The 20,322-nt window shown below is 47.5% G+C and carries 14 protein-coding genes; 5 read left to right on the forward strand and 9 right to left on the reverse strand.

The genetic code is table 11. From position 1 onward, the window contains the following. Positions 1 to 18: 18 nt before the first annotated feature. Positions 19 to 642, reverse strand: coding sequence for an RNA polymerase sigma factor (locus AC6H3C_RS20440; protein WP_497517393.1), 624 nt, complete (start codon positions 640 to 642; stop codon positions 19 to 21). A 234-nt stretch (positions 643 to 876) separates the two neighbouring features. On the opposite strand from AC6H3C_RS20440, the gene AC6H3C_RS20445 reads away from it, so the two are divergent. After that, positions 877 to 1,716, forward strand: coding sequence for a UDP-2,3-diacylglucosamine diphosphatase (locus AC6H3C_RS20445; RefSeq protein ID WP_497517394.1), 840 nt, complete (start codon positions 877 to 879; stop codon positions 1,714 to 1,716). Between the two features lie 15 nt (positions 1,717 to 1,731). After that, positions 1,732 to 2,760, forward strand: coding sequence for a glycosyltransferase family protein (locus AC6H3C_RS20450; protein WP_497517395.1), 1,029 nt, complete (start codon positions 1,732 to 1,734; stop codon positions 2,758 to 2,760). 54 nt (positions 2,761 to 2,814) lie between these two features. Here the strand turns inward: AC6H3C_RS20450 and AC6H3C_RS20455 are convergent, their stop codons facing one another. The 3 genes from AC6H3C_RS20455 to AC6H3C_RS20465 form a co-directional block, all read right to left on the reverse strand. Further along, positions 2,815 to 6,210 (reverse strand): 3-keto-alpha-glucoside-1,2-lyase-like domain-containing protein, encoded by a 3,396-nt coding sequence (locus AC6H3C_RS20455; RefSeq protein ID WP_497517396.1) that lies wholly within the window; start codon positions 6,208 to 6,210, stop codon positions 2,815 to 2,817. A gap of 41 nt (positions 6,211 to 6,251) precedes the next feature. Beyond that, positions 6,252 to 7,520, reverse strand: coding sequence for a Gfo/Idh/MocA family oxidoreductase (locus tag AC6H3C_RS20460; protein WP_497517397.1), 1,269 nt, complete (start codon positions 7,518 to 7,520; stop codon positions 6,252 to 6,254). A 139-nt stretch (positions 7,521 to 7,659) separates the two neighbouring features. Beyond that, positions 7,660 to 9,954, reverse strand: coding sequence for a LamG-like jellyroll fold domain-containing protein (locus tag AC6H3C_RS20465; protein WP_497517398.1), 2,295 nt, complete (start codon positions 9,952 to 9,954; stop codon positions 7,660 to 7,662). Between the two features lie 277 nt (positions 9,955 to 10,231). On the opposite strand from AC6H3C_RS20465, the gene AC6H3C_RS20470 reads away from it, so the two are divergent. Next, positions 10,232 to 11,332, forward strand: a complete 1,101-nt coding sequence (locus AC6H3C_RS20470) for an alanine racemase (RefSeq protein WP_497517399.1) — start codon at positions 10,232 to 10,234, stop codon at positions 11,330 to 11,332. Between the two features lies 1 nt (position 11,333). Here AC6H3C_RS20470 and AC6H3C_RS20475 read toward each other — a convergent pair whose 3' ends face one another. Genes AC6H3C_RS20475 through AC6H3C_RS20495 form a run of 5 tightly spaced genes read right to left on the reverse strand, consistent with a single transcriptional unit; the run spans position 11,334 to position 17,652 of the window. Continuing rightward, positions 11,334 to 13,142 (reverse strand): hypothetical protein, encoded by a 1,809-nt coding sequence (locus tag AC6H3C_RS20475; RefSeq protein WP_497517400.1) that lies wholly within the window; start codon positions 13,140 to 13,142, stop codon positions 11,334 to 11,336. A gap of 28 nt (positions 13,143 to 13,170) precedes the next feature. Then, positions 13,171 to 14,046 (reverse strand): hypothetical protein, encoded by an 876-nt coding sequence (locus AC6H3C_RS20480; protein WP_497517401.1) that lies wholly within the window; start codon positions 14,044 to 14,046, stop codon positions 13,171 to 13,173. 6 nt (positions 14,047 to 14,052) lie between these two features. Continuing rightward, positions 14,053 to 15,618, reverse strand: a complete 1,566-nt coding sequence (locus tag AC6H3C_RS20485; protein WP_497517402.1) for a polyprenyl synthetase family protein — start codon at positions 15,616 to 15,618, stop codon at positions 14,053 to 14,055. Between the two features lie 5 nt (positions 15,619 to 15,623). Next, positions 15,624 to 16,799, reverse strand: coding sequence for a radical SAM protein (locus AC6H3C_RS20490; RefSeq protein WP_497517403.1), 1,176 nt, complete (start codon positions 16,797 to 16,799; stop codon positions 15,624 to 15,626). A gap of 1 nt (position 16,800) precedes the next feature. Continuing rightward, a complete protein-coding gene (locus AC6H3C_RS20495; RefSeq protein ID WP_497517404.1) occupies positions 16,801 to 17,652 on the reverse strand; it encodes an ATP-binding protein in 852 nt (283 codons plus the stop codon). A gap of 239 nt (positions 17,653 to 17,891) precedes the next feature. Between AC6H3C_RS20495 and AC6H3C_RS20500 the strand changes: the two genes are divergently transcribed. Together AC6H3C_RS20500 and AC6H3C_RS20505 are read left to right on the forward strand one after the other, a co-directional pair. After that, entirely contained in the window at positions 17,892 to 19,934 is a 2,043-nt protein-coding gene (locus AC6H3C_RS20500; RefSeq protein WP_497517405.1) for a DUF3857 domain-containing protein, read from the forward strand. A gap of 61 nt (positions 19,935 to 19,995) precedes the next feature. Beyond that, positions 19,996 to 20,322, forward strand: coding sequence for a hypothetical protein (locus AC6H3C_RS20505; RefSeq protein ID WP_497517406.1), 327 nt, complete (start codon positions 19,996 to 19,998; stop codon positions 20,320 to 20,322).

The raw sequence follows: 20,322 nt of genomic DNA on the forward strand, positions 1-20,322 counted from the left end.
AGTTTTTGAGCGATTTTTTTACTGTTGTAAAGCATTTTTCTTTGCCTGACACAAGATACAGAGCATAAATTGATTGAAATAATTGGATTTTTCGGCTAAAATTTCACGCAATTTACTGATGCCCCTGTGGATGAGGGCGCGCGCCGATTGATAGTTCAGGTTAAGAATAACAGCAATTTCCCGGTAATCCATTCCCCGTGTAAAACGAAGATAAATGGCTTCTTTTTGCCTGGCGCTCAATGAGTCGACAGCTGCAACCAGTTTTTGTTTCTGCTCATCGGTCAGTTCATATTCAACATGATCAAAGCTCTGAAAAAAAGCAACTTCGAAACGGTTACCTTCCTGATCAAGCTGTTTGTATTTTTGATTTCGCTGTAGTTCGCGGATCAATTTCCGTTTAAGCGCCTTGAACAGGTAAAGCTGAATATTATCCGTAGGAGAAAGTGATTTGCGATTTCGGATGATCGTACAAAAGATGTCCTGAATGCAATCTTTCACCAAATCACGGTCGGAAGAAATTTTACACCCATAGTCGTATAAAGCATTAACATACCGGAGATAGATCAGAGACAAAACCTGGTTATTTCCATCCAGAAATTGTGCCCAAAGCTCATGGTCGTTTCCGTTGAAATGTTGAGACATGTAATTTTGGTTCATTAAGCATACGAAATTAACACAAGTTCGTATATCAGAAATAAGACCGGCAGATGCTGTTAAACAAGTATAAACAGAAGTTCTGATTTACCCTGTGTTTAAGTTGTTTAAAAATAATTTACAAACCGACGCGCTTTTAATGCCATTTGATATGCTTTTATTGACTTTGCCGTAACTGCTGCTTAACAGTGATTTACAAACTTGCCGCAAATGATACGGAATATGATAACAAGACAGCCGGAAATAGCCGTCATCTCAGACCTGCACCTGGCAACCCGTGCCAGCAAAGCAAAGAAAGTATTAAAATACCTCAAGTCGATTAATCCCGGGATGTTGGTTTTGAATGGCGATATTATTGACTCCTGGCGGTTTAGCCGCAAATACTTTCCCAAATCGCACCTGAAAGTCATCCGGCAATTTATCCGTATGCTCGAAAAAGGCGTGCATGTGATTTACATTACCGGAAATCACGACGAATTTCTGAGAAAATTCAACCAGACCCAAATGGGTAACCTAAAAATCGTCAACCAGTTGATCCTGGAAATTGACGGGAAGAAAACCTGGATTTTTCACGGCGACATTTTCGATCATATCATTCACCGGGCAAAATGGCTGGCAAAACTTGGCGCTGCCGTTTACGGACTTTTATCCGTCGTTAATCACGGACTGAACCAGTTGCTGAACCCCTTCGGGTTGAAAGAATTCATCATTTATAAAAGCATCAAGGATAAATTGGTGAAAGAGCGGCCCCAGGTATCGCCTTTTGAACGGGTGGTGAGCAAAACAGCCTCCGCGCAGGGATACAAAACAGTCATCTGCGGGCACACCCATCAACCGCGCGACAAACAAATCATCAATGAACACGGGGCCGTGCATTACCTGAACTGTGGAGACTGGGTCGAACATTTTACCGCTGCCGAATATCACAACGGAAAATGGAGTCTTTTCCAATACAAAGATGACCATGACGATGAAATAATGACTGACGAGCCGGATATTCCGAACGAAAAGCAGCTTTACCAGTCGCTCTTCCGTGAACTTGCCGTGGCCAATATCCTGTAAAAACACCTACCATTTATGAACAACCGCAATTTACGAATCCTGTATGCCATCCAGGGAACCGGAAACGGGCATTTAGCCCGGGCAACAGAGATTGTTCCCTTGTTAAAACAACTGGCCCGGACCGATGTGTTGGTCAGCGGCATCCAGGGCGACATCAAACTTCCCTTTCCGGTAGATTACCGGCTTTACGGGATGAGTTTTATTTTCGGCAAAAAGGGAGGGATCAGCCTGCTGAAAACGCTTTCTCGCTTACGGCCCCTGCGCCTGATCAGGGATCTGATCAAACTGCCTGTTAAGCAGTACGACCTGGTGTTGTGCGACTTTGAGCCGGTTTCGGCCTGGGCATGCCGGTTAAAAGGAAAAGCGTGCATCGGCGTCAGTCATCAGAATGCCGTGCTCCATGCCAAAGCTCCTCTGCCTGTCAGAAAAAACAGGCTGGGCCGATTCATTTTGAGAAATTATGCACCGGCATCCGTAAAATACGGGTTTCATTTTACGGCTCTCGATGCAAACAACTATACCCCGGTCATCCGTCCTTCCATCCGAAAAGCCGCGCCTGAAAACAAAGGACATTACACGGTATATCTGCCGGCATACAGCAACAAGGAGATTGAACGCATCCTATCGGCCTTTCCGGATACCCGTTGGGAAGTTTTTTCGAAACACAGCCCCGAAACCTATCAACGGAAAAACATTTCATTCCACCCCGTTTCGCTTGAACAGTTTAGCGAATCATTTATTAACTGTGCCGGCATTTTATGCACCGCGGGCTTTGAAACACCGGCAGAGGCCATTTATATGGGGAAAAAACTGTGCGTTGTTCCCATGAAAAATCAGTACGAACAAGCCTGCAACGCCGCTTTCCTGAAAAGTATGGGAATCACCGTACTTACCGACCTGAATACCGGTCAACAACAGATCGGCCAATGGCTGCGTGAGAAAAAGGCCCTGAAAATCGATTTTCCCGATGAAACGGCTGAGATTTTTGAACAGATCATCTCCAACAGGTATTATAAAAAAACAACGAAGCAAGCTGCCGGTTAAAAAACAAACAACTTGCTTCGTTTCATCAATCGCAGGGAATAAGCCCGAAAGTGACTATTTCAATTCCTTAATCCGAAGATTCCGGAACTTCAGTTCGGAGCCGTGTCCCAGAAAGGCGATATGACCGGAATGGCGTTCCAGACCGGGATGTTCCTTGTGGTCGGCTGTTCCGTTTTTACTTGCTTCCTTCATATTTCCGTCAACAATCACTTCGCCGTTAAGGGTGATCTTAATATCATCGCCTTTAACGATCACTTCCTGGTAATTCCAGTCGCCAACCGGTTTCAGGAAACCGCGTTTGGCCGGGATGATGCCATATACCGATCCGTGGTACTGGTATGGCTCCAGTTTGGCATAAATTGGCGCGGTATCATCGAGGATCTGCAACTCTTTGCCCACATAAGCGGCGTCGCCTTCCATCGGCGTATGAATTCCGAGGCCATTGTTAGCGCCCGGGGTCAGCTGAAACTCGAAGCGAAAAATGAAGTCGGAATATTCTTTCGCCGTATACAGATTGCCCCGGCTTCCTTTTGTCGGATAAACGGCAATGACACCGTCCTCGGCGACATAATCGGTTTTATTGCCCACCCAGAGATCAAGGTTCTGGCCGTTAAACAGGGAAACGAAGCCTTCTGCCTTTTCTGTTTCGCTCAGGTTTGAGCTGTCCGGATTAATCTCGCGGACATAGATATTCCGGAAGGCCAGGTCGGTACCATGAGCCTGCAATTCGATGGGTCCTTCGCTGAAAATCGGGATGTTGCGGTCCCAGTAGTTTTCCAGGATCACGTTGTCGACAACAAGAACACCGTTCAGGTAAACCGTGACCCGCTGGTCAACCATCCGGATGCGGAAGGTGTTCCAGTCGCCAATGGCATTGTCGGCCAGAACCAGCGGCTTGCTGGGATTTTTTGAATTGTTATAAAGTCCGCCCGATCCAACCTGGGCGCCTACGTCAACACGGGCCGTGTCCCAAATCTGAACCTGGGGCGTTCCGCGTAGGTAAATACCGCTGTCGCCGTCTTTGGTAATCCGCCAATCAACTACCAGGTCAAAATCCTTGTAACTTTTCACGGTACACAGGTTGTCGCCTTTCCCGTTGAATACGATGGAACCGTTTTTCACCGACCAGTTTTCGAGCATGCGTTTGTTTGCCGCAACCTGTTCTTTCGCCAACATGGCGGCTGACATCTTTGCCCTGGCAATTGGATTCTTCACCAGTCCTTGCCACCCGCTAAGGTCTTCGCCGTTGAAGACAGACAGATAACCCGCTTCAGCAGGCATTTTATCCAGGTATTCCTGGATATCTATTTTAAAATACTGGCTGTCGGGACCTGTAATTTTCTCTTTGACTTTTTCCAGCGTTTCCCGGACGACTTGTCCTGTTAGCCCGTTTTTCTCTCCGCCCGAAGGCAAAGCTATTTTCATAGCCGCCTGAGCTGCGGCCCCGCTCAGTTCCTCCTGATCGAGGTAGTTGGATACAAAAACCAGCGACAGGAATGTTTTCACCGATCCGGCGAGGCTGATGACCTGTTTCTTTTCTTCGGTCCCGGTACATTCGCCCATGATTTTGTCGAGCCAAAGCAGTTTCCGGTCGTCCGGAATAGCAGCCTGGTTTACCTGTCGGAGATAAGCGCTGAGCGCCTCTGCCCGGAAAGCCCGATAGTCGTTGTTGCTAAAAATAGTGAATAATGCCGGTAAAGCAGTGTGATCGGTCCAGTTGGTCAGCGCTTTCAAAGCCGCTTTTTTTTCGGATTTTGTTCCGTCTTCCAGCAGCGAGTTAACGCTTTTCAAAGCATTCCCGTCGTTCAGGTACGGCAATACCGGGATCAGCTTTTCGCGTTGTGTCCCTGAGGTCAGCTTATTCAACACAATGGAAGCCTGGGGATGATCATCGGACGCATAGAGCCCTATGATGGCTTTTTGTACCGCTTCCGTTTCGGCCGGAACAGAGGTTTTTCCGAGCAGTGTGATCAGTTGGTTGATGTTTTCAGGCTGGCTCATCCGGCTAAGCGCAGCATAGGCAGCCAGGCGTACTTCGGGGCTTTCTGACGCACAAAGCTTTTCCGCCAAACCAAAATAGGCGCTTGCACCACGTCCGGCCAGCACTTCAATGAGTACCGTTTTACCGGCATCATTCATCTGACTCATTTCATCAGCAAGCTGGTTGCATTCGTTCACCGAACAGGAGGTGAACAAAGCTTCTTTCAACACGGGGTAATCATTCTGATCCTGTACTTTTTTCAACTGATCGAGCAGCAGCGGAACAGCAACATTTTTTTGGTTGATCACCAGAGCGCGGATTGCTTCGTGGCGAACAGCAGCCTGTGTGGCCGACAAAGACGGCAGAATAACTTCGGTCAGAACATTTTCATCCTGACGGGGAGCTAAAAAGTGAAGCAGTTCAGCCTGGCTTTCAGCCGAAACTTTTTTGAATCCGGCAATCCACTGCCCGGCTTGTCTCGAATTTAGCTGATCGCCGGCAATACGCATCACGGCAACCCGATAAGCCTTATCTGAGTTTTTGATCTCTTTTAAAAACAAGGGAACTGAAGTTTCTCCGTTCCCGTGCAGGATTGCCAGTGCAGCCGATCTGAACTGCAGCTGGTCTGTCCGGGTGCAGCTTTTCAACACGGCAGCACACAGCGAATTGCTTAATTTTACTTCATTGTCTTCAGCCAGCCGTCCGGCATACCGCAGGTACGAAACCATGCTTCCGTTTTCATCGGTGGCGAAACGTGCATTCTCTGCCGCCGATTTAAACAAGGTCGCTGAATTTTTCCCGCCGGTTTCAGCCAATGCCGCATATAACGTGGCTAAAACCGGAGCTTGTGCTTTTGCGGAGAGGGTGATCAGATAGCTTTCAGCCGGCTGATATTTCAGTACGCCTAAGGCTTTGATCAGCTCAGCCTGGCGGGGGCCGGTTTGAGATTGAAGGGCGCGGAGGAGGGTAGCGGCGGCCTCGCCGGTCCCGATCGTGGTTAGCGTGGCTACGGCCGGCGACGACAATTCAGGCACATCCAGGTATTTCGCCAATGCATCAACGGTGGCCGATTGCCCGCAGAAAGCCAACTGCCGGATGAGGAAATCCTTCACCTCCCGGTCCGAAGCTTCATTTAAGGCTGCCAGAAAAGAATTTTCAACCTGCTCCCTGACTTTTTCGCGCCCGGGAGCGCCGGCATAGCGGGCCAGACCGCCCACAGCATAACGCACCTGGGTGTCGTCGCCCGTACCTGCGGGAACAAGCAGGTTAAACACCTTGGCGAGACCTTCCGGTCCAAGGTCGGTAATCCCGGCCATCAACCGGTTGGTATGTTCCGCATCCGGCGCGGGAAACTGTGCCAGTATATCGGCCACCTTTGTGCCGATGGTCCGGGTGTCCTGGCTGAAAGACGGAACTGCCAGAACGGCTGTCAACAAAACAGTCAGTATATTTTTAAAAAGATATTTCATATTTCTTCTTGGTTTAACTCCATCATATTGTGCTTCGATCCTTAAATGGTCCATTCGCCGCGCATTGGCTGGTTAATGAGCTTGTTGGCTTCATCGTCATGAACAAACTCCTGTTTAACCGGGTCGAATTCCAGATTACGCCCCAATTGCAACGCGATAACGCCCATATTTACGATAGTACACGAACGATGCCCGTTTTCTTCGTTCAGCGCAAATTTCTTGCGCGTGCGTACCGATTCGCTGAAAGTGGTTATCCGGGGTTCCGGATCAGGAAGAGCGTCAATCAACTTATTCAGTCCGGGAATGTCCGATTTAAATCCTTTATAGATTTTCCCCTTAGGCCCCTCAATATAAGCGGCATTCTGATCTTTATTTTCACCATCGAGAATGATCTGGCATCCGTCAGCGTATGTATAGGTGATTTTTCGCCATGTTCCGATGGCGTCGTAGTGTTGCTGGGGAGCGTCAATCTCCACTTTTACCGGACTGGTATCGTCCTTGTCGAGAATATATTGCACCGGATCGATGTAATGCTGCCCCATATCGCCCAGACCGCCGCCGTCGTAATCCCAGTACCCGCGAAAAGTCTGATGCACACGGTGTTTATTGTAAGGTTTCAGGGGGGCCGGTCCCAGCCACATGTCATAATCAAGTTCGGCAGGAACAGGTTCCGGGCTGAGGTTGGTCTTTCCAACCCAGTAGAATTTCCAGTCGAAGCCGGTTACCCCGCTGATGGTTACTTTCAGCGGCCAGCCCAGGGCCCCGCTTTGCACCGCTTTTTTCAAGGGTTTTACTGGCGTACCCAGTCCGTAAAAGTTATCTTTAAACCTGAACCAGGTATTCAACCGGAACATGCGGCCGTTCGCCTTCATGGCTTCCACCACGCGTTTACCTTCGCCAATGGTACGGGTCATGGGCTTTTCGCACCATACATCTTTACCGGCCCGGGCTGCCATCACCGACATGATACCGTGCCAGTGAGGCGGCGTGGCAATGTGGACGATGTCGATGTCGGGACGTTGAAGCACTTCCCGAAAATCGGCGTAACCTTTCACTTCTGCATTTACCTTCTTCAGGGTTTGTTCCAGGTGGTTCTTGTCGACATCGCAAACAGCCAGCAAGCGGGTACCTTCATAGTTAATGTGCCCCTGCCCCATTCCTCCGACGCCAATAATGGCTTTTGTTAGTTGATCGCTGGGCGCCAGAAAACCGGCGCCTCCCATGACATGCCTGGGAATTATCGTAATCCCGGCAGCAGCAATCAGCGACTTTTTAATAAAATCGCGACGATTGTCCGTTTTGTTATTCATTCGTATTTGATTTGATTTAGTATTTACCTGTCAGCTTGTTTACGGCAAAGAAAACAAAGAGGGTATAACAGCAGGGGTAATAAAAGGGGTAATGCCAAAAGAAAATAAGGCCAATACAAATCTTTCGTCATTGATCAGCTCAGACTTCCGAGGTCAGGTCTCTGAAATCGACCGGATAGGTCTCCTGGTACAACTCGCTGTAAAGCCTGACAAAGTGATTGTACAACGTCAGGGCAAGGCTTAATTTTCCCTGCCGGGTGAGGATTCGAAGTTTTGCACGAAGCGACGGTTCGTTGAGCGGGTCGTTCAGGCTAATCACCTCGGCTAATTCATGAATCAGGGAGGCCTGTTTATTCTCATCAAGCAGGTCGAAGAGCCTCAATCCCAGCTCAATGATCCGGTCGCTCATTTTGCTCACGTAAGGATCAAGCCACGATTCGGTCATATTTGGAAAAAGCGTCCCTTGGTTTAAAATATCCAGCAAGGCTTTGAGTTCTTTTTCGGGAACAGGTCCGTCACCAACCCATTTTTCGAGTTGCCCGATCCTGACCTGAACATCGGTATAATCGGCATAAACGAATGGACCGAACTCAAGAAACCAAAGCTTGTCGCGGAAGACCAGTTTGATGCCGGGACAGGAGGCAAGCGCCGCTTTGAGGTTTTGGATGTTGGTTCCCCGTGTGTTTTTGGCATGCTGCGGACTCATTCCGGGCCACAAGGTCTCGGATAGCTTTTTCGTGGTGATTCCTTTCGGTTCATCCACGCTGTGGAGAAAAATCAAAACGAACAATTTTTTTAATTTGGGCGAAAAACGCTGACTGATGTCGATACCCTGTTCGTTTATCACCTTTAATCCGCCAAAACACGTGATCGTTTCTCTGCTGACCGGAGACCCCGGATGAATTTGTTTCGCTGCTTCACCATTTGTCGGATGGGGAGTTCGATGCTTTCGGCTTCGGCGCAGCAGGAAAACAATAGCAGGAATCAGGATCAGAAAAATTAATGCATAAGTTTGTTTCCCGTGTTTTATTCGCGAATCCTGGTATTGGCGACGGATTTCATCGCCATTGAGTTCCCTGGTCCAGATTTTAATTTCATCCATATACCCCGAGAAAAACTCTTCCCAAAGATTACTGCCAATCAGTAAGGTATAATCCGATTCGTCATACGGAATAATCAGGTCGGTTTGATCAGTCAGCTCGCCGTTGATATAAAAACTAATCCGGTTTTCATATGCCGAGTGTACCAGACCTACAAATGTCCATTGGTTAAGCGGAACTTTTGAGTTTTGGCTCCGGTAATCTTTAATGCCTTGCATCGTATAGGTGAGCATCCCGCTATGTAATTTCAGGACAAAATTTCTTCCTTTTCCCAGGATGCTGTTGTTTGCCTCAATCTTGGTGGGCTTGATCCAGGCCGTGATGCTGAAATTCGTTTTTAACGATGTCTTACTTTGCAAACCGGCATCAACATAAGCCCTTCCCGGAAACCAGCCAACCTGTCCACGGGTTTCATCCTTTACGAACTCAATATCATAGGTCAATATTTCCTTTGTGTTGCCCCGTTCCCGGTTTACAATTTTCCCATTAAATTTAAAATGATCGCTCAAACCAAAGTCAGCGCTCAATTCAACCGCTTTAAAAATTTTCGGATAATTCAGATTTTCAGGTGAGTCCAGAATAATATCGGGTGAAAACTGATAACCCGCTTTATAGGGGCTGAAAGTCCGTCGGGCCTGTCCTTCTATCGGGAAGCAAAAATATCCGTTGGTCATCCTGTTGGGGTAATCTTTCCACGAAACCCGGCCAAGGAGTTGGTCGCCCGCCCGGATGACCCCGTAAATTTTCCGGTGGGAGTTCAGCGATTCAACAAGCGGTATCAACGCCTCAAGCTGCTCTTTGGGGGCATGAATAAAATTAGGGAGTTTTCCCGATTGCCTCCAAAGCCGGAACAACAGACTGCTGTCTGCTGGCTGGTCCACATCACCAAACACGTAAAGCAACTCGTTGAAACTAAAGAACGAATCACTGAACAGACTATCCGAAACCATTGACTTCAGTGGAATCTGATCCATTTGTTCCGGCTTGATCAGGATCAACCCGGGAAGTTCTGTATTATCGTTCAAACCTGTATTTTGCCGGATAAGCGGTATCGGGCTTTGTTTTTCGGATATTTGCCGCAACAAAAGTTCCATGTTCGCATCCGGAAAACCCGGTTCAAAGAAAGCGAACGGGATTTGTCGGTCAGCCAGTTGTAAGATTTCTCCCGTTGAAAAATCGGTTGGATGGATGAGCAAATAAGAAGTCAAACGGATTTTGGCCCGGGCGCTGTCGGGAAGTTCAGCATACCGCAAATGACCGGCTTGCGACAGCGTCGCGATCCCAAGGAATTGAATGATCAGAAACAGGCCATATGTAATTTTAGTCGATTGCAAAAGGAACAGATCTAAAGCGAATTATCAGCAGACACAAAACTAAGAAAAGCAATTTAAAGTTATTTGTACCAGGAAACCAAATTTCTTCAAAAAAACAGATAAAATACGGCGCCTGCTAATCTGACATCATCTTTTTTATTCGACCTGCAATAATTTTTATTGCTCATTGAAATATTTAACTTTAAAGGCTTGTTTGAAAAAATCAGATTGGTCATCGGTGTTTTTTATGATCCTGTTTCTTTGACATCTGATTTTATGGAATAAAACTGGTTTTATCATGGAAATAGTACGTCCAACCCTGGTACTTGACAAAGAGGTTTGTCGCAAAAACATTGCCCGGATGGTTGCGCGGGCAAAATCAAAAAACCTGCAATTTCGTCCACATTTCAAAACACATCAATCAGCAGAAATTGGCGAGTGGTTTCGCGAATTCGGAGTCACAGGCATTACCGTCTCGTCGGTAGCCATGGCCTCGTATTTTGCCGAACACGGATGGAATGACATCACCATTGCTATTCCGTTGAATATCCTTGAGATCGATCAGATTAATCAACTGGCTCAAAGAGTCAAGTTGAAATTACTGGTCGAAAACAATGAATCGCTGCTTTATCTGGATAAATTTATCCGGTTTCCGGTGGGTATTTATATTGAAATTGATACCGGTCAAAACCGCACGGGAATATCAGCAAGTAAAACCAACCTGACAGACAGCCTTCTGGAAATTATGCAGAATAACCCGCGATTGTCCTTCACCGGATTTCTTTCGCATACCGGGCAAACGTACCAGGCCTATTCCAAACACGATATTTTCAACCGTCATTTTGATGCGCTGCTAAAAATGCGTTCGCTAAAATATCGCTATCAGGCCGACTGGCCCAATTTGTTGTTATCATTGGGCGATACCCCATCGGCCAGCATTTGCGAGAATTTCGACGGCATTGATGAAATCCGTCCCGGTAATTTTGTTTTTTACGACCTGATGCAGTGGAAACTTGGCGCCTGTAGATTCGACGATATCGCGGTACGCCTGGTTTGTCCTGTAATTGCCAAACACGCTTCGCGTAACGAAGTGGTGATTTACGGAGGAGCCGTGCATATTTCGAAAGACTCCATTACCAATACCGACGGGAAAGAGCTTTACGGTCAGATTGTTGTCAGGGTAAACGGCGAAAAAGTGCTGCTCGACGAACGGAACTACCTGCACAAACTCAGCCAGGAACACGGGATACTCAAAGTGACCTATAAAGATTTTAACCACTTCAACGTGGGCGATCTGGTTGAAATCATTCCCGTACACAGTTGCCTAACGGCAAACTTAATGGGGAACTACATCACCACCGATGGCGAGCGAATTACGATGAGTTGTTCCCGCGACTGATTCAGGTTTCACCATCTTCATTTTCGGCCACACGAACAACTGCTTCCAGGTAAGCCGTTAACGGGTAGAGCTTTTCATCATACCAAAGGGAGGCGAAATACAGCCCGATGGGTGCGGCTTTCAATCCGTGTTGAAGGTAATAAGCATCCAGCCAGTTTAACCCCCGTAAACAAGCCTCGTCATTGCGACCAACAGAAAGGGCAGAAATGGCCAAAGCGGTTTCTTCAAGCGATCCGCTGACCGTTTTATCGCCGCCCCAGCTACCATCTTCATTTTGAACATTCAGCAAAAACTGCTCAGCCGGCTGAATGAGTTTTTGCAACTGTTCCCGCATCGTGCGATCCGGCCACCTGAAACGAGTGACATCGTGCAAATAAGTCAGCACCCGTGCGGTGCCGTAAACCGGATTGACGTGACCGGAGGCATACTGGTTGCCAAACCAAAGCGGCAGCCAGCTTCCATCCATCCGCTGGTATTTTTTCAGGTAAGCGCCCATTCGTTTAACGGCACTGGTAAACCTCTTTGAAGCGCCGGAGTCCAGTTCCGCCCCAAACGCATCCAAACAAGCCGACATGGCCAGCAGGCAATGCCCTGTCAGGTCGGCACAACTCTGATCAAAGGGCAACTTACCCCAACCTTTTGAAAAAGTAGGTATGCCGCCGTCGCTGTTTTGCAATTGCAGCAGCCACTCACAGGCCGCCAACACCTGTTGTTTTACCTGTTGTTTTGGTTGAAGTTGAAGTAAAGCAAGGATGGCGCCGGGCGTATCATCGCCGTCGGGCACCGAGCCGGTATAGCTGGTCCAGCCCCATCCACCTGGCTGAGCGCCGTTAAAGGGATGTATTTCCAGATGTTGTATATTATTCAGATGTCCGGCAATACGAAATTGCATCTCCGGGCCGAGCGCCTCGGTCGTTCGCCCGCGAAGCGATTTTACAGCCAGGGTAGTCACCCAGGTCGACAGGTCAACATCGATCGGCCAGCTGCCATCGGCGCGCTGGCTACGCTTCAAGAAGGCAATTCCTTTTTCCACGATTTCCAGCCCGCGAAAACCAGCCTCGATCAAGCTTAAGCTCACGAATGCCGTTAAGGGAATGGCTTCCAGAAATCCGCCGCTTTCGGGCATTAACCGCCGGAGTAAACTCAGCGCGGGACCTACGAAACCTTTCCTGATTAGCCGCCAAAAAACATTCGACTTCTTCTTTTTGAAAATCACAATACCCACAGCCACCAAGGCCGGAACAGCATAACTGACCACGCTCAGCTTAAGCAAGCGGTAAAATTTGCGGGGCACCAACGACAGCTCAAAGGGTAACTGGGGAACGTGTTGAAATGCGCCGTCGCCCGGAACGCCGCACAAACCGCACATGGTGAGGATCGGGACCGAAAACGTGTAATCTTTTTGATAAAAACCAAGTATAACTTCGGCGACCTGCGGCGAACGGACATCAATTCCCTGTCCTGACAAATAAGCGGCCGCCTGCTCCTGCAACAAGGCCGTATTTTCGTCGGTTGCCGCATACAGGTTTGCTGCAGCATACACCAGCAAACTGGTGCTCACATTGCCGGGACTTTCAGGCGTATCGCCAAAACTACCATCGGCATTGACATTCCGCCGAAGCCAGTCCAAACCCTTCCTGATTTCATCCCGGTTGGCTTGCGCGTCATGAAAATGCAAAGCAGCAACAGCCACGGCCACTCCCAGTGCGCTGGATGACAATTCTCCGGTCCAGAAACCTTGCGGGTTCATTTCCTGCAATAAAATTCCGGTTAGCTCCTTAAAGCGTTTTTCAAGATCTTGTTTTGTCATAAATCAAGATGATCGTCATTCACTAATTTCAACTTATCCCGGTGTTTTCTGCCCCATACTCACCATCCTTGCTTCCGGCCAAACAACCCAAGGCCAGCAAACCATAAAACGTGTATTCCAAATCGCGGGTTTCATCGCCGTCGCCCGACAAGAATGCTCCATCGGCATATTGCCGCTGAACGAAATCGAAACAGGCCGGGGCAATCAGCCGCAAATCATACCCTGTCTGCTGCAAGGCATACAAAGCCACGCCTGTCGACAACAAATCGCCCGAGGCCATGTGCGCGAACGACTTAAATCCCTTATTCCCGTCAAGAAAATTCAATAACTGCTGCTGTTGTTTTTCGGTTTTCAGGCCCACTTCGTGCCTGGCGACTGTCAGGGCGGCCAATATGCTGCACGGAACACCGGCGGCAGGCTGATACCATCTCAAAACCAGGCGAACCAGAAAATAGAACCATCCCTTTCGTCCGTACCGGGCATCAAACACCAGTAAAAATAAGAACAGCTGATAGGAAAAATTCAGCCGGTATTCTTTTTTTAAAAGCATCCTGAACAAGTTTGACGAGTCATTTTTCGCGGGAGATAAAGAATGCCGGATGAGCATCAAGGCAAACCGGTCAACCACTTTTTTATCAACATCCATTTCTTTTGCCGATACAAAATCCAGCAAGCGCGTCAGAGCGCTTTTCATATTTAAGGCCGAGGCCAGCCAAAAACCAAACAACGAATAATAACAATCGGGGTTTCCGGCACGGTCGGTAAACGCGCCTGATGAATGTTGCTGACGATCGGTAAACTGTCTGATTTCAGTTTGAATATCCGGATCAAGCAAGTCCAGCCCGTTTTGGATGGTCCGGACGAATTGCAGGTAAAGCGGTCTGTTTCGTTTGGCGGGGTTCATGGTTTTTTAGAATATTTTGCCCATTACCCCATATAAACTCAGTTTCAGCTTCAGGTTTTGCAACCGGTCGAGTTCACGATAACATTTGTCAACATACAATTTCAGGAAAGCATCGGCATGCAAATCCACTTTTTCATCCCGCATCAAGCGGTGCAATTCTTCGGAAGTTAATTTTGTCCGTTTTTGCAATCCCGCCTCGTCATTTTCAACCAGTTTTTCATTCAGCAAAGCCAGCAAAAACGGGAAATGATGGGTATGTTCCGGCTGGTGGTCTTCCCTGAATTCATTCAAATCGTCGCGAATCTGGTAGGCAATGCCAAACCAGTCGGCAAAAGTTTCCAGGATTTTCAATTCACCGGGATCGGCCCCCCCGTTAATGGAGCCGAGCAAGAGCGCCACTTTTACTGCCTCACCTGTTTTTTGAATGAAGATTTGCAGCAGCTGGTCAACCGACAGCGAATCGGTTTGTCCGTTCAGCATCAGGTCGGCTCCCTGCCCTGTTGCCAGATTCAGGTGCGATGATGAGACCACACGAAGAGAGCCGGCCAATGCCACCGGATCGACAGGCAGGTTTGCCAGCAACTGATAGCCTTTGCCGATCAGGTAATCGCCCACATTTACCGCCACCGGAATGCCATGTGTTTTATGCAGAGTTTCCTGGTTGTAGCGGTAATCGTCATCGTCTTCCAGGTCGTCATGAATCAGCGAGGCTTTATGAAAGCATTCGATAATCATAGCCAACGCGGCCTGTAAATCTTCTTTAACTTCCCTGGCATACGAACGGTAAGCCAGCACCGTCAGTAAGGGTCTGATCCGCTGGCCACCCAGCATCAGCATGCGCTTGGCCAGTTTTTCGGTTTCGTTACCTGCCAGAAAAAAATCCTGCAGGGTAAATTCTGTAAAATAATCCTGAACCTGATCTTTTAATAAAGAAACCGACAGTGGCTGAATCGCTGTATTCTGCTTCAAAACATGCATTTCTTCGAACAGCCAGCCATAATCCACGTTGGTATTTTCACAGCCATTAAACAACAGCGGCAGGCCCATAACCGGCACGGCAGCCCGCGAAACCGGCTCAAACGAACGCTGCAAAACAGGCATGCAACTTACGCCAATCACCGCATCGATGGCGCCTTCTTCAACCAGACCTACCGCAACGGTGGTTCCTTCGGCAACCAGGGTGGTGTAGCCCAGAGCCTCTGCTTTCGTCAACACGCTGTCAATCGGGCAGGCTTTACACCCGGAACAAATTAAACCGAGCGAGTCCATCTCTGCCTGACAGCTCTGGGTATTTTTCAGGCACTGCGGCAACAACAACAGTCGGCGGTCAAAAGGAGTAGCGGCAATCACATCGCGCCAAATTTCGTTACCGCACAGTACGATCGTAAAATCGAGGTATTCCTCATCCATCCCCAAATACCGGAGCAGGTCGCCGGCAAGACTTTGCAAATGCGTAAAATCAACCGGGGGAAGTATTTTTTCCCGGGCAACAAACAAAGCAGCTTCCTTGCGAAGCAAACTTCGCAATTTCACGTCCTGAGGTACTTTTAATAGTCGTTGCGTTTTTATCATCTTTTTTATCCGTAGGCCCCCAATCCAAAAAAGGCCCGTTTTTTCGCAAATTTATACACCCAACTTTTCTCCGGGATGGGTCTTCCCGATCCGTGACTGCATACGTTTTCCATCGCGCGCAGGCGGACAGCTTCATTATCCCTGCCCGAAGTATCGGTTGCTCCGTGTCTTTCGGTAAAATCAACCAGCCACTTGGGGTCTTCCATAAGGATACAACCGGAGGTTTTCTTTGGAATCGCTGTCTTTAACTCATTCAGGAAGGCCGAAGATCGGTAAATTTCAGCCAGTGGTTTGTCGCCAACACGGTCGGTCGCAAACTGAATGACCGGACAGGGTTCGATGTAACCCGAGGCATTGATGTGATGGCTCAAACCCGAAGCGGCCGGACAAAGCCCCCTGCCCTCTCCGTCCCAATAGGCATCAATGATGGCAATTTTATATTTTGTCCGCGCTTCCACCATGTGCAACCGCAGTTGTTCTATTTCTTCTTTGCTTAAGCTCAGTTCCACGGTGGCATTTTCGCCAACCGGCCGGTAAATGTAATACCAAAGGTAAAGCACGCCCCGGTCAATCAACGATTGAATAAAAGCCGGCGACAAAGCCAGGGCAAGATTTGATTTGCAAACACTCATGGCGACTCCGGTTACCAGGCCGGCTTTGGTCGCATTTTCAACAGCCTGCCAGGTGCGTTGATACACGTTTTTACCTCCACGGCGCACGTCAGCCACCGTTTCATCGCCTTCAAAGCTGATCAAGGGTGTTACATTGGCACAACGGCGCAATTCATCCGCCACATCGGGGCTCAGCAAGGTGCCGTTGGTGAAAAGTTGAAAATAACAGTCAGCATGTTTTTTGAATATACCGAAGAGTGGCTTGTACAGCAAGGGTTCTCCGCCCAGAATACCAAAAAAATAAGAGCCTTGCGCTTTGGTTTCGTTAATGATCCGGTCCAATTGCTCTGCCGTCAGCCGGTTGTTTTTTTTCTTTCCCATCACCCAGCAGCCCTGGCAATTCAGGTTGCAATCGTCGGTCACCGAGATAAAATGAAAAGCCGGGAAAAACTGACCGTTCTTCAACCGTTTTTGAAAACGGTTAAAACTGATCGCCCCTTTAATCCCAAGATTATAAACAAACTTATACAGACACCGTTTGTCGGTGTTAAACAGCAATTGTTTCAGCATGTCAGTTTTCTTTTCGAATGCTTTTTTTGAATTCTTCCAAGGCCTTGCGCCGTTCTTCTTCGGCCAACTGCACTACCCCTTGCCTGAAAATGTTTTTCCTCGCCTGGTTACGCTCATTCAGTGTAAAAAGCAAGCTCCCCGGCTTCGCCTGACCGGGTAATTTTGACTCATCCACTTCGGCGCCGGCCAGTACCGATTTCTCAGCCAGCCTCGGAAATATAATGGCTGATGCCGGGCAAGTCCGTCCACAGGCCGGACAATTATTTTTGCATGCCAGGGGGTTAACCACCCGCAGACTTTTTTTATCGTATTTGTAAACGCCAAACAGGCAAAAACGGGCACATTGCCCGCAAAGGGTGCAGCGTGATTCGTCAATTACGGGAAACCAGGCCGGCACATCCAGTTCTGCTTGCAGAACCCGGTAGCTGGCTTCACCTTCCTGCAATTGATGGCTTTCACTCAGGTTTACCCCGATTTGTTCTGCCGAAAGCGCCTTGAAATTCAGCACCTCAAATTCTCCAAAATCAAGTCCTGCCTGTCGCAACAGGTTTTTGACCGCACGCGGATAACAGGCTACAACCACTTTGCGTTCGTATTTTTCCGCGGTAGCTTGCAGCACGTCTTTCCCGTTAACCGAAAGGGCGCACAAATCGCGAAGTTCATATACATCAGCATCCAACCGGCGAAAAGCGTCAGCTAATTCGTCCGTTTTTTCGTCCGAAATTACATGGGCCCCACAACGGCAAAAAAGAATACAAGTTGAATGATTCATGCTGCTTGTCAAAATTGGATTAGCTAAATAAATTAAAATCCGGGCAAAAGGGAAATCATCTTCCTGTTTATATGCCCACATTAACAAGTTTTTACAATTACATTGTTATTTAGATATAAAATAAATAATGAACTGTCTTGCCGGAAATGTTTATTGTTTTATTTTATTTTGATAACTTGATTGCCGGAAACCAAACTCAACCAACTTTTGGATAAAAAGACCGACATATTCCATTCTTCCTTATTCCGGCAACAAATACAACCTGATATCCGGGGGTCTGTTCCCCCACAAACAACTTATTCCGCTTTAAAACTCCACTTATGAAAACAACGGTATTAACTATTTCTGTTCTGCTCACTTTTGTGGGTATTTTTCAACAGGTTTTCTCACAGAATTCACCCGAAAAATTTGGCAAGATTGAGATCTCCGACCTGGAATCGAAAGAATGCCCTATTGACCCAAACGCCGATGCCTACTGCATCTTCGACGCGGGTGAAACCGAGTTCATTTACGACCAGTCGGCAAATAAGGGTTTCCAGTTAGTGTTTAACAGGCATCTCCGGGTAAAAATCTTAACCACCCAGGGCCTTTCGTGGGGAGATTTTCAAATTCCCATCTACCAGAAAGGCTCCACCCGGGAAGAAGTTACCAACCTGAAAGCCTTCACCTATAACCTCGAAGACGGAAAAATTGCAAAAATCAAACTTGAAAAAAGTGATGTTTTAACCGAAGAAACAAGCGAAAACCTCAAAACGGTGAAGTTTGCCATGCCGGCATTAAAGGAAGGTTCGGTGATCGAAATTCAATATTCCATAAAATCAGACTTTCTCTTCAACCTGCAGGAATGGTATTTTCAGCGAAGAATTCCCACCCTGTACAGCGAATATACCGTAACTATCCCCGAATACTTTAACTACAATAAAACATCAAAAGGATATTTTCCGATTGAAACCGGAACCAACCGAAAACCCAGAAAACTGACGCTTACCCACCACCAGCGGGCCGAAGGAATGAGCGTCAAAGAAGAAAAGTACACCTATGATGTTGATTTTACCGAACATATTTATCACTTTTTGGCAAAAGACATACCGGCATTTCCCAATGAAAAATTCTTAAAGACAGCCAGTAATTACCTTTCAAAGGTTGAATTTGAGCTACAATACACCAAATTCCCCAATCAACCAATGGAGTATTATACATCAAGCTGGGAAGAGATTGACCGAAAACTGGATGAAAGTTACAACTTTGGTCAGGAGTTGAAACGGGCCAACCACCTGAATGCTGATGCGGAACTTTTAAAAAGCAGGAACCTGAAGGACGAAGCATTGATCGATGCCGCATTGAGCCTCATGAAGCAACGGGTAAGCTGGAACGGCGGAAACAACAAGTATACCACTTCGACGCTTGCCAAAGCTTATAAAACCGGCGAAGGAAACAGCGCCGATGTCAACCTGAATCTGGTTATGCTGCTCCGGGCGCTTGGATTTACCAGTTACCCGGTTATTTTGAGCACCCAGGCCAACGGGATTGTACATCCTTCACACCCGTCAATCACCAGCTTTAACTATGTGATTGCCCTGGTCAATTTCAACGGCAATACCTACCTGATGGATGCCACCGATCCAAATTCCCTGGTTAACCTATTACCAACCAGATGTTTAAACGACAAGGGACGGATTATTGGAAATTCGGCCGACAAATGGATCAATTTAATGGATTATAAAGCCTACATCACCCGGTCGCAGTGTATCCTCACGCTCGACAGCACCCTGGCTGTAACCGGGAAAATCCAGAAAAACCTGCTGGATTACTGCGCTTATTTTTACCGGGGCAGTATCAAAGATAAATCTGACCCCGACGAGTCGTTAAAAACACTGGAAGAAGACAATACCGCTTACCACATCAGCGATTTGAAAATAGATGGACTCGACAGCATTACAAACAGCCTGAAGCTAACTTATGAGATTAGTTCTGTCGACGGCATCAACAACGCGGGCGACATGGTTTACTTTTCACCCGCCCTTGATCCGTTTTTTGATGAAAATCCCTTCAAACTGGAAAAACGCGAATTTCCAGTCGAGTTTGATTATCCGTTCCAGATTCAACGGATGTATTCATTTACAATTCCTCAAAATTACGAAGTATCAGAATTACCAAAACCGGTTGCCGTCAGGCTCCCGGATAATGCCGGCAGTTTTCGTTATCAAACCGAAAAAATCGGCAACACGCTCAGCGTCAGTTCGCTGATCAGTATCAACAAAAGCTTGTTTTTACCCGACGAATACGAGTTATTAAAAGTATTTGTGCAGGCCATCGTTGATAAAGAGAAAGAAATGGTTGTTTTAAAGTCGGTTAGAAATTAAAATGATCACACAATTGAGCATGAACACTTGTAACAAATTCACACACGTGAAAAAAGCCTGTATGCTTTTACTGTCCTGCCTGTTGGCCGGAATCGCCGGAAACGCCCAAAACAAATTGGATGTATCGTTAATCCCTGATTCGCTGAAAAAAGATGCCAATGCGGTTATCCGAAACTCTTCAACCATTTACAACCGGTTGTCGGTCGACAAATATACCCTGGACGTGAATTACACGATAACTGTTTTAAATGCCAGGGGGGTATCTGCGGCAGAATTAGCTGTCTTTTATGATCGTAATTCGTCAGTCAGTTCGATCAAAGAAAACATTTATGACGCTAAGGGCAATCTGCTTAAAACCATAAAAAGGAAAGGTAAAAACGCTTTATAA

The sequence above is a fragment of the Gaoshiqia sp. US2 genome, assembly GCF_059705485.1.

Bases quoted from the DNA above. Each gene is read 5' to 3' on its own strand.
- AC6H3C_RS20475 (WP_497517400.1), bottom strand. From the start codon at position 13,142: ATGACAAAACAAGATCTTGAAAAACGCTTTAAGGAGCTAACCGGAATT.
- AC6H3C_RS20455 (WP_497517396.1), bottom strand. From the start codon at position 6,210: ATGAAATATCTTTTTAAAAATATACTGACTGTTTTGTTGACAGCCGTT.
- AC6H3C_RS20460 (WP_497517397.1), bottom strand. From the start codon at position 7,520: ATGAATAACAAAACGGACAATCGTCGCGATTTTATTAAAAAGTCGCTG.
- AC6H3C_RS20480 (WP_497517401.1), bottom strand. From the start codon at position 14,046: ATGAACCCCGCCAAACGAAACAGACCGCTTTACCTGCAATTCGTCCGG.
- AC6H3C_RS20440 (WP_497517393.1), bottom strand. From the start codon at position 642: ATGTCTCAACATTTCAACGGAAACGACCATGAGCTTTGGGCACAATTT.
- AC6H3C_RS20500 (WP_497517405.1), top strand. From the start codon at position 17,892: ATGAAAACAACGGTATTAACTATTTCTGTTCTGCTCACTTTTGTGGGT.
- AC6H3C_RS20505 (WP_497517406.1), top strand. From the start codon at position 19,996: ATGCTTTTACTGTCCTGCCTGTTGGCCGGAATCGCCGGAAACGCCCAA.
- AC6H3C_RS20495 (WP_497517404.1), bottom strand. From the start codon at position 17,652: ATGTGGGCATATAAACAGGAAGATGATTTCCCTTTTGCCCGGATTTTA.
- AC6H3C_RS20450 (WP_497517395.1), top strand. From the start codon at position 1,732: ATGAACAACCGCAATTTACGAATCCTGTATGCCATCCAGGGAACCGGA.
- AC6H3C_RS20485 (WP_497517402.1), bottom strand. From the start codon at position 15,618: ATGATAAAAACGCAACGACTATTAAAAGTACCTCAGGACGTGAAATTG.
- AC6H3C_RS20445 (WP_497517394.1), top strand. From the start codon at position 877: ATGATAACAAGACAGCCGGAAATAGCCGTCATCTCAGACCTGCACCTG.
- AC6H3C_RS20490 (WP_497517403.1), bottom strand. From the start codon at position 16,799: ATGCTGAAACAATTGCTGTTTAACACCGACAAACGGTGTCTGTATAAG.
- AC6H3C_RS20470 (WP_497517399.1), top strand. From the start codon at position 10,232: ATGGAAATAGTACGTCCAACCCTGGTACTTGACAAAGAGGTTTGTCGC.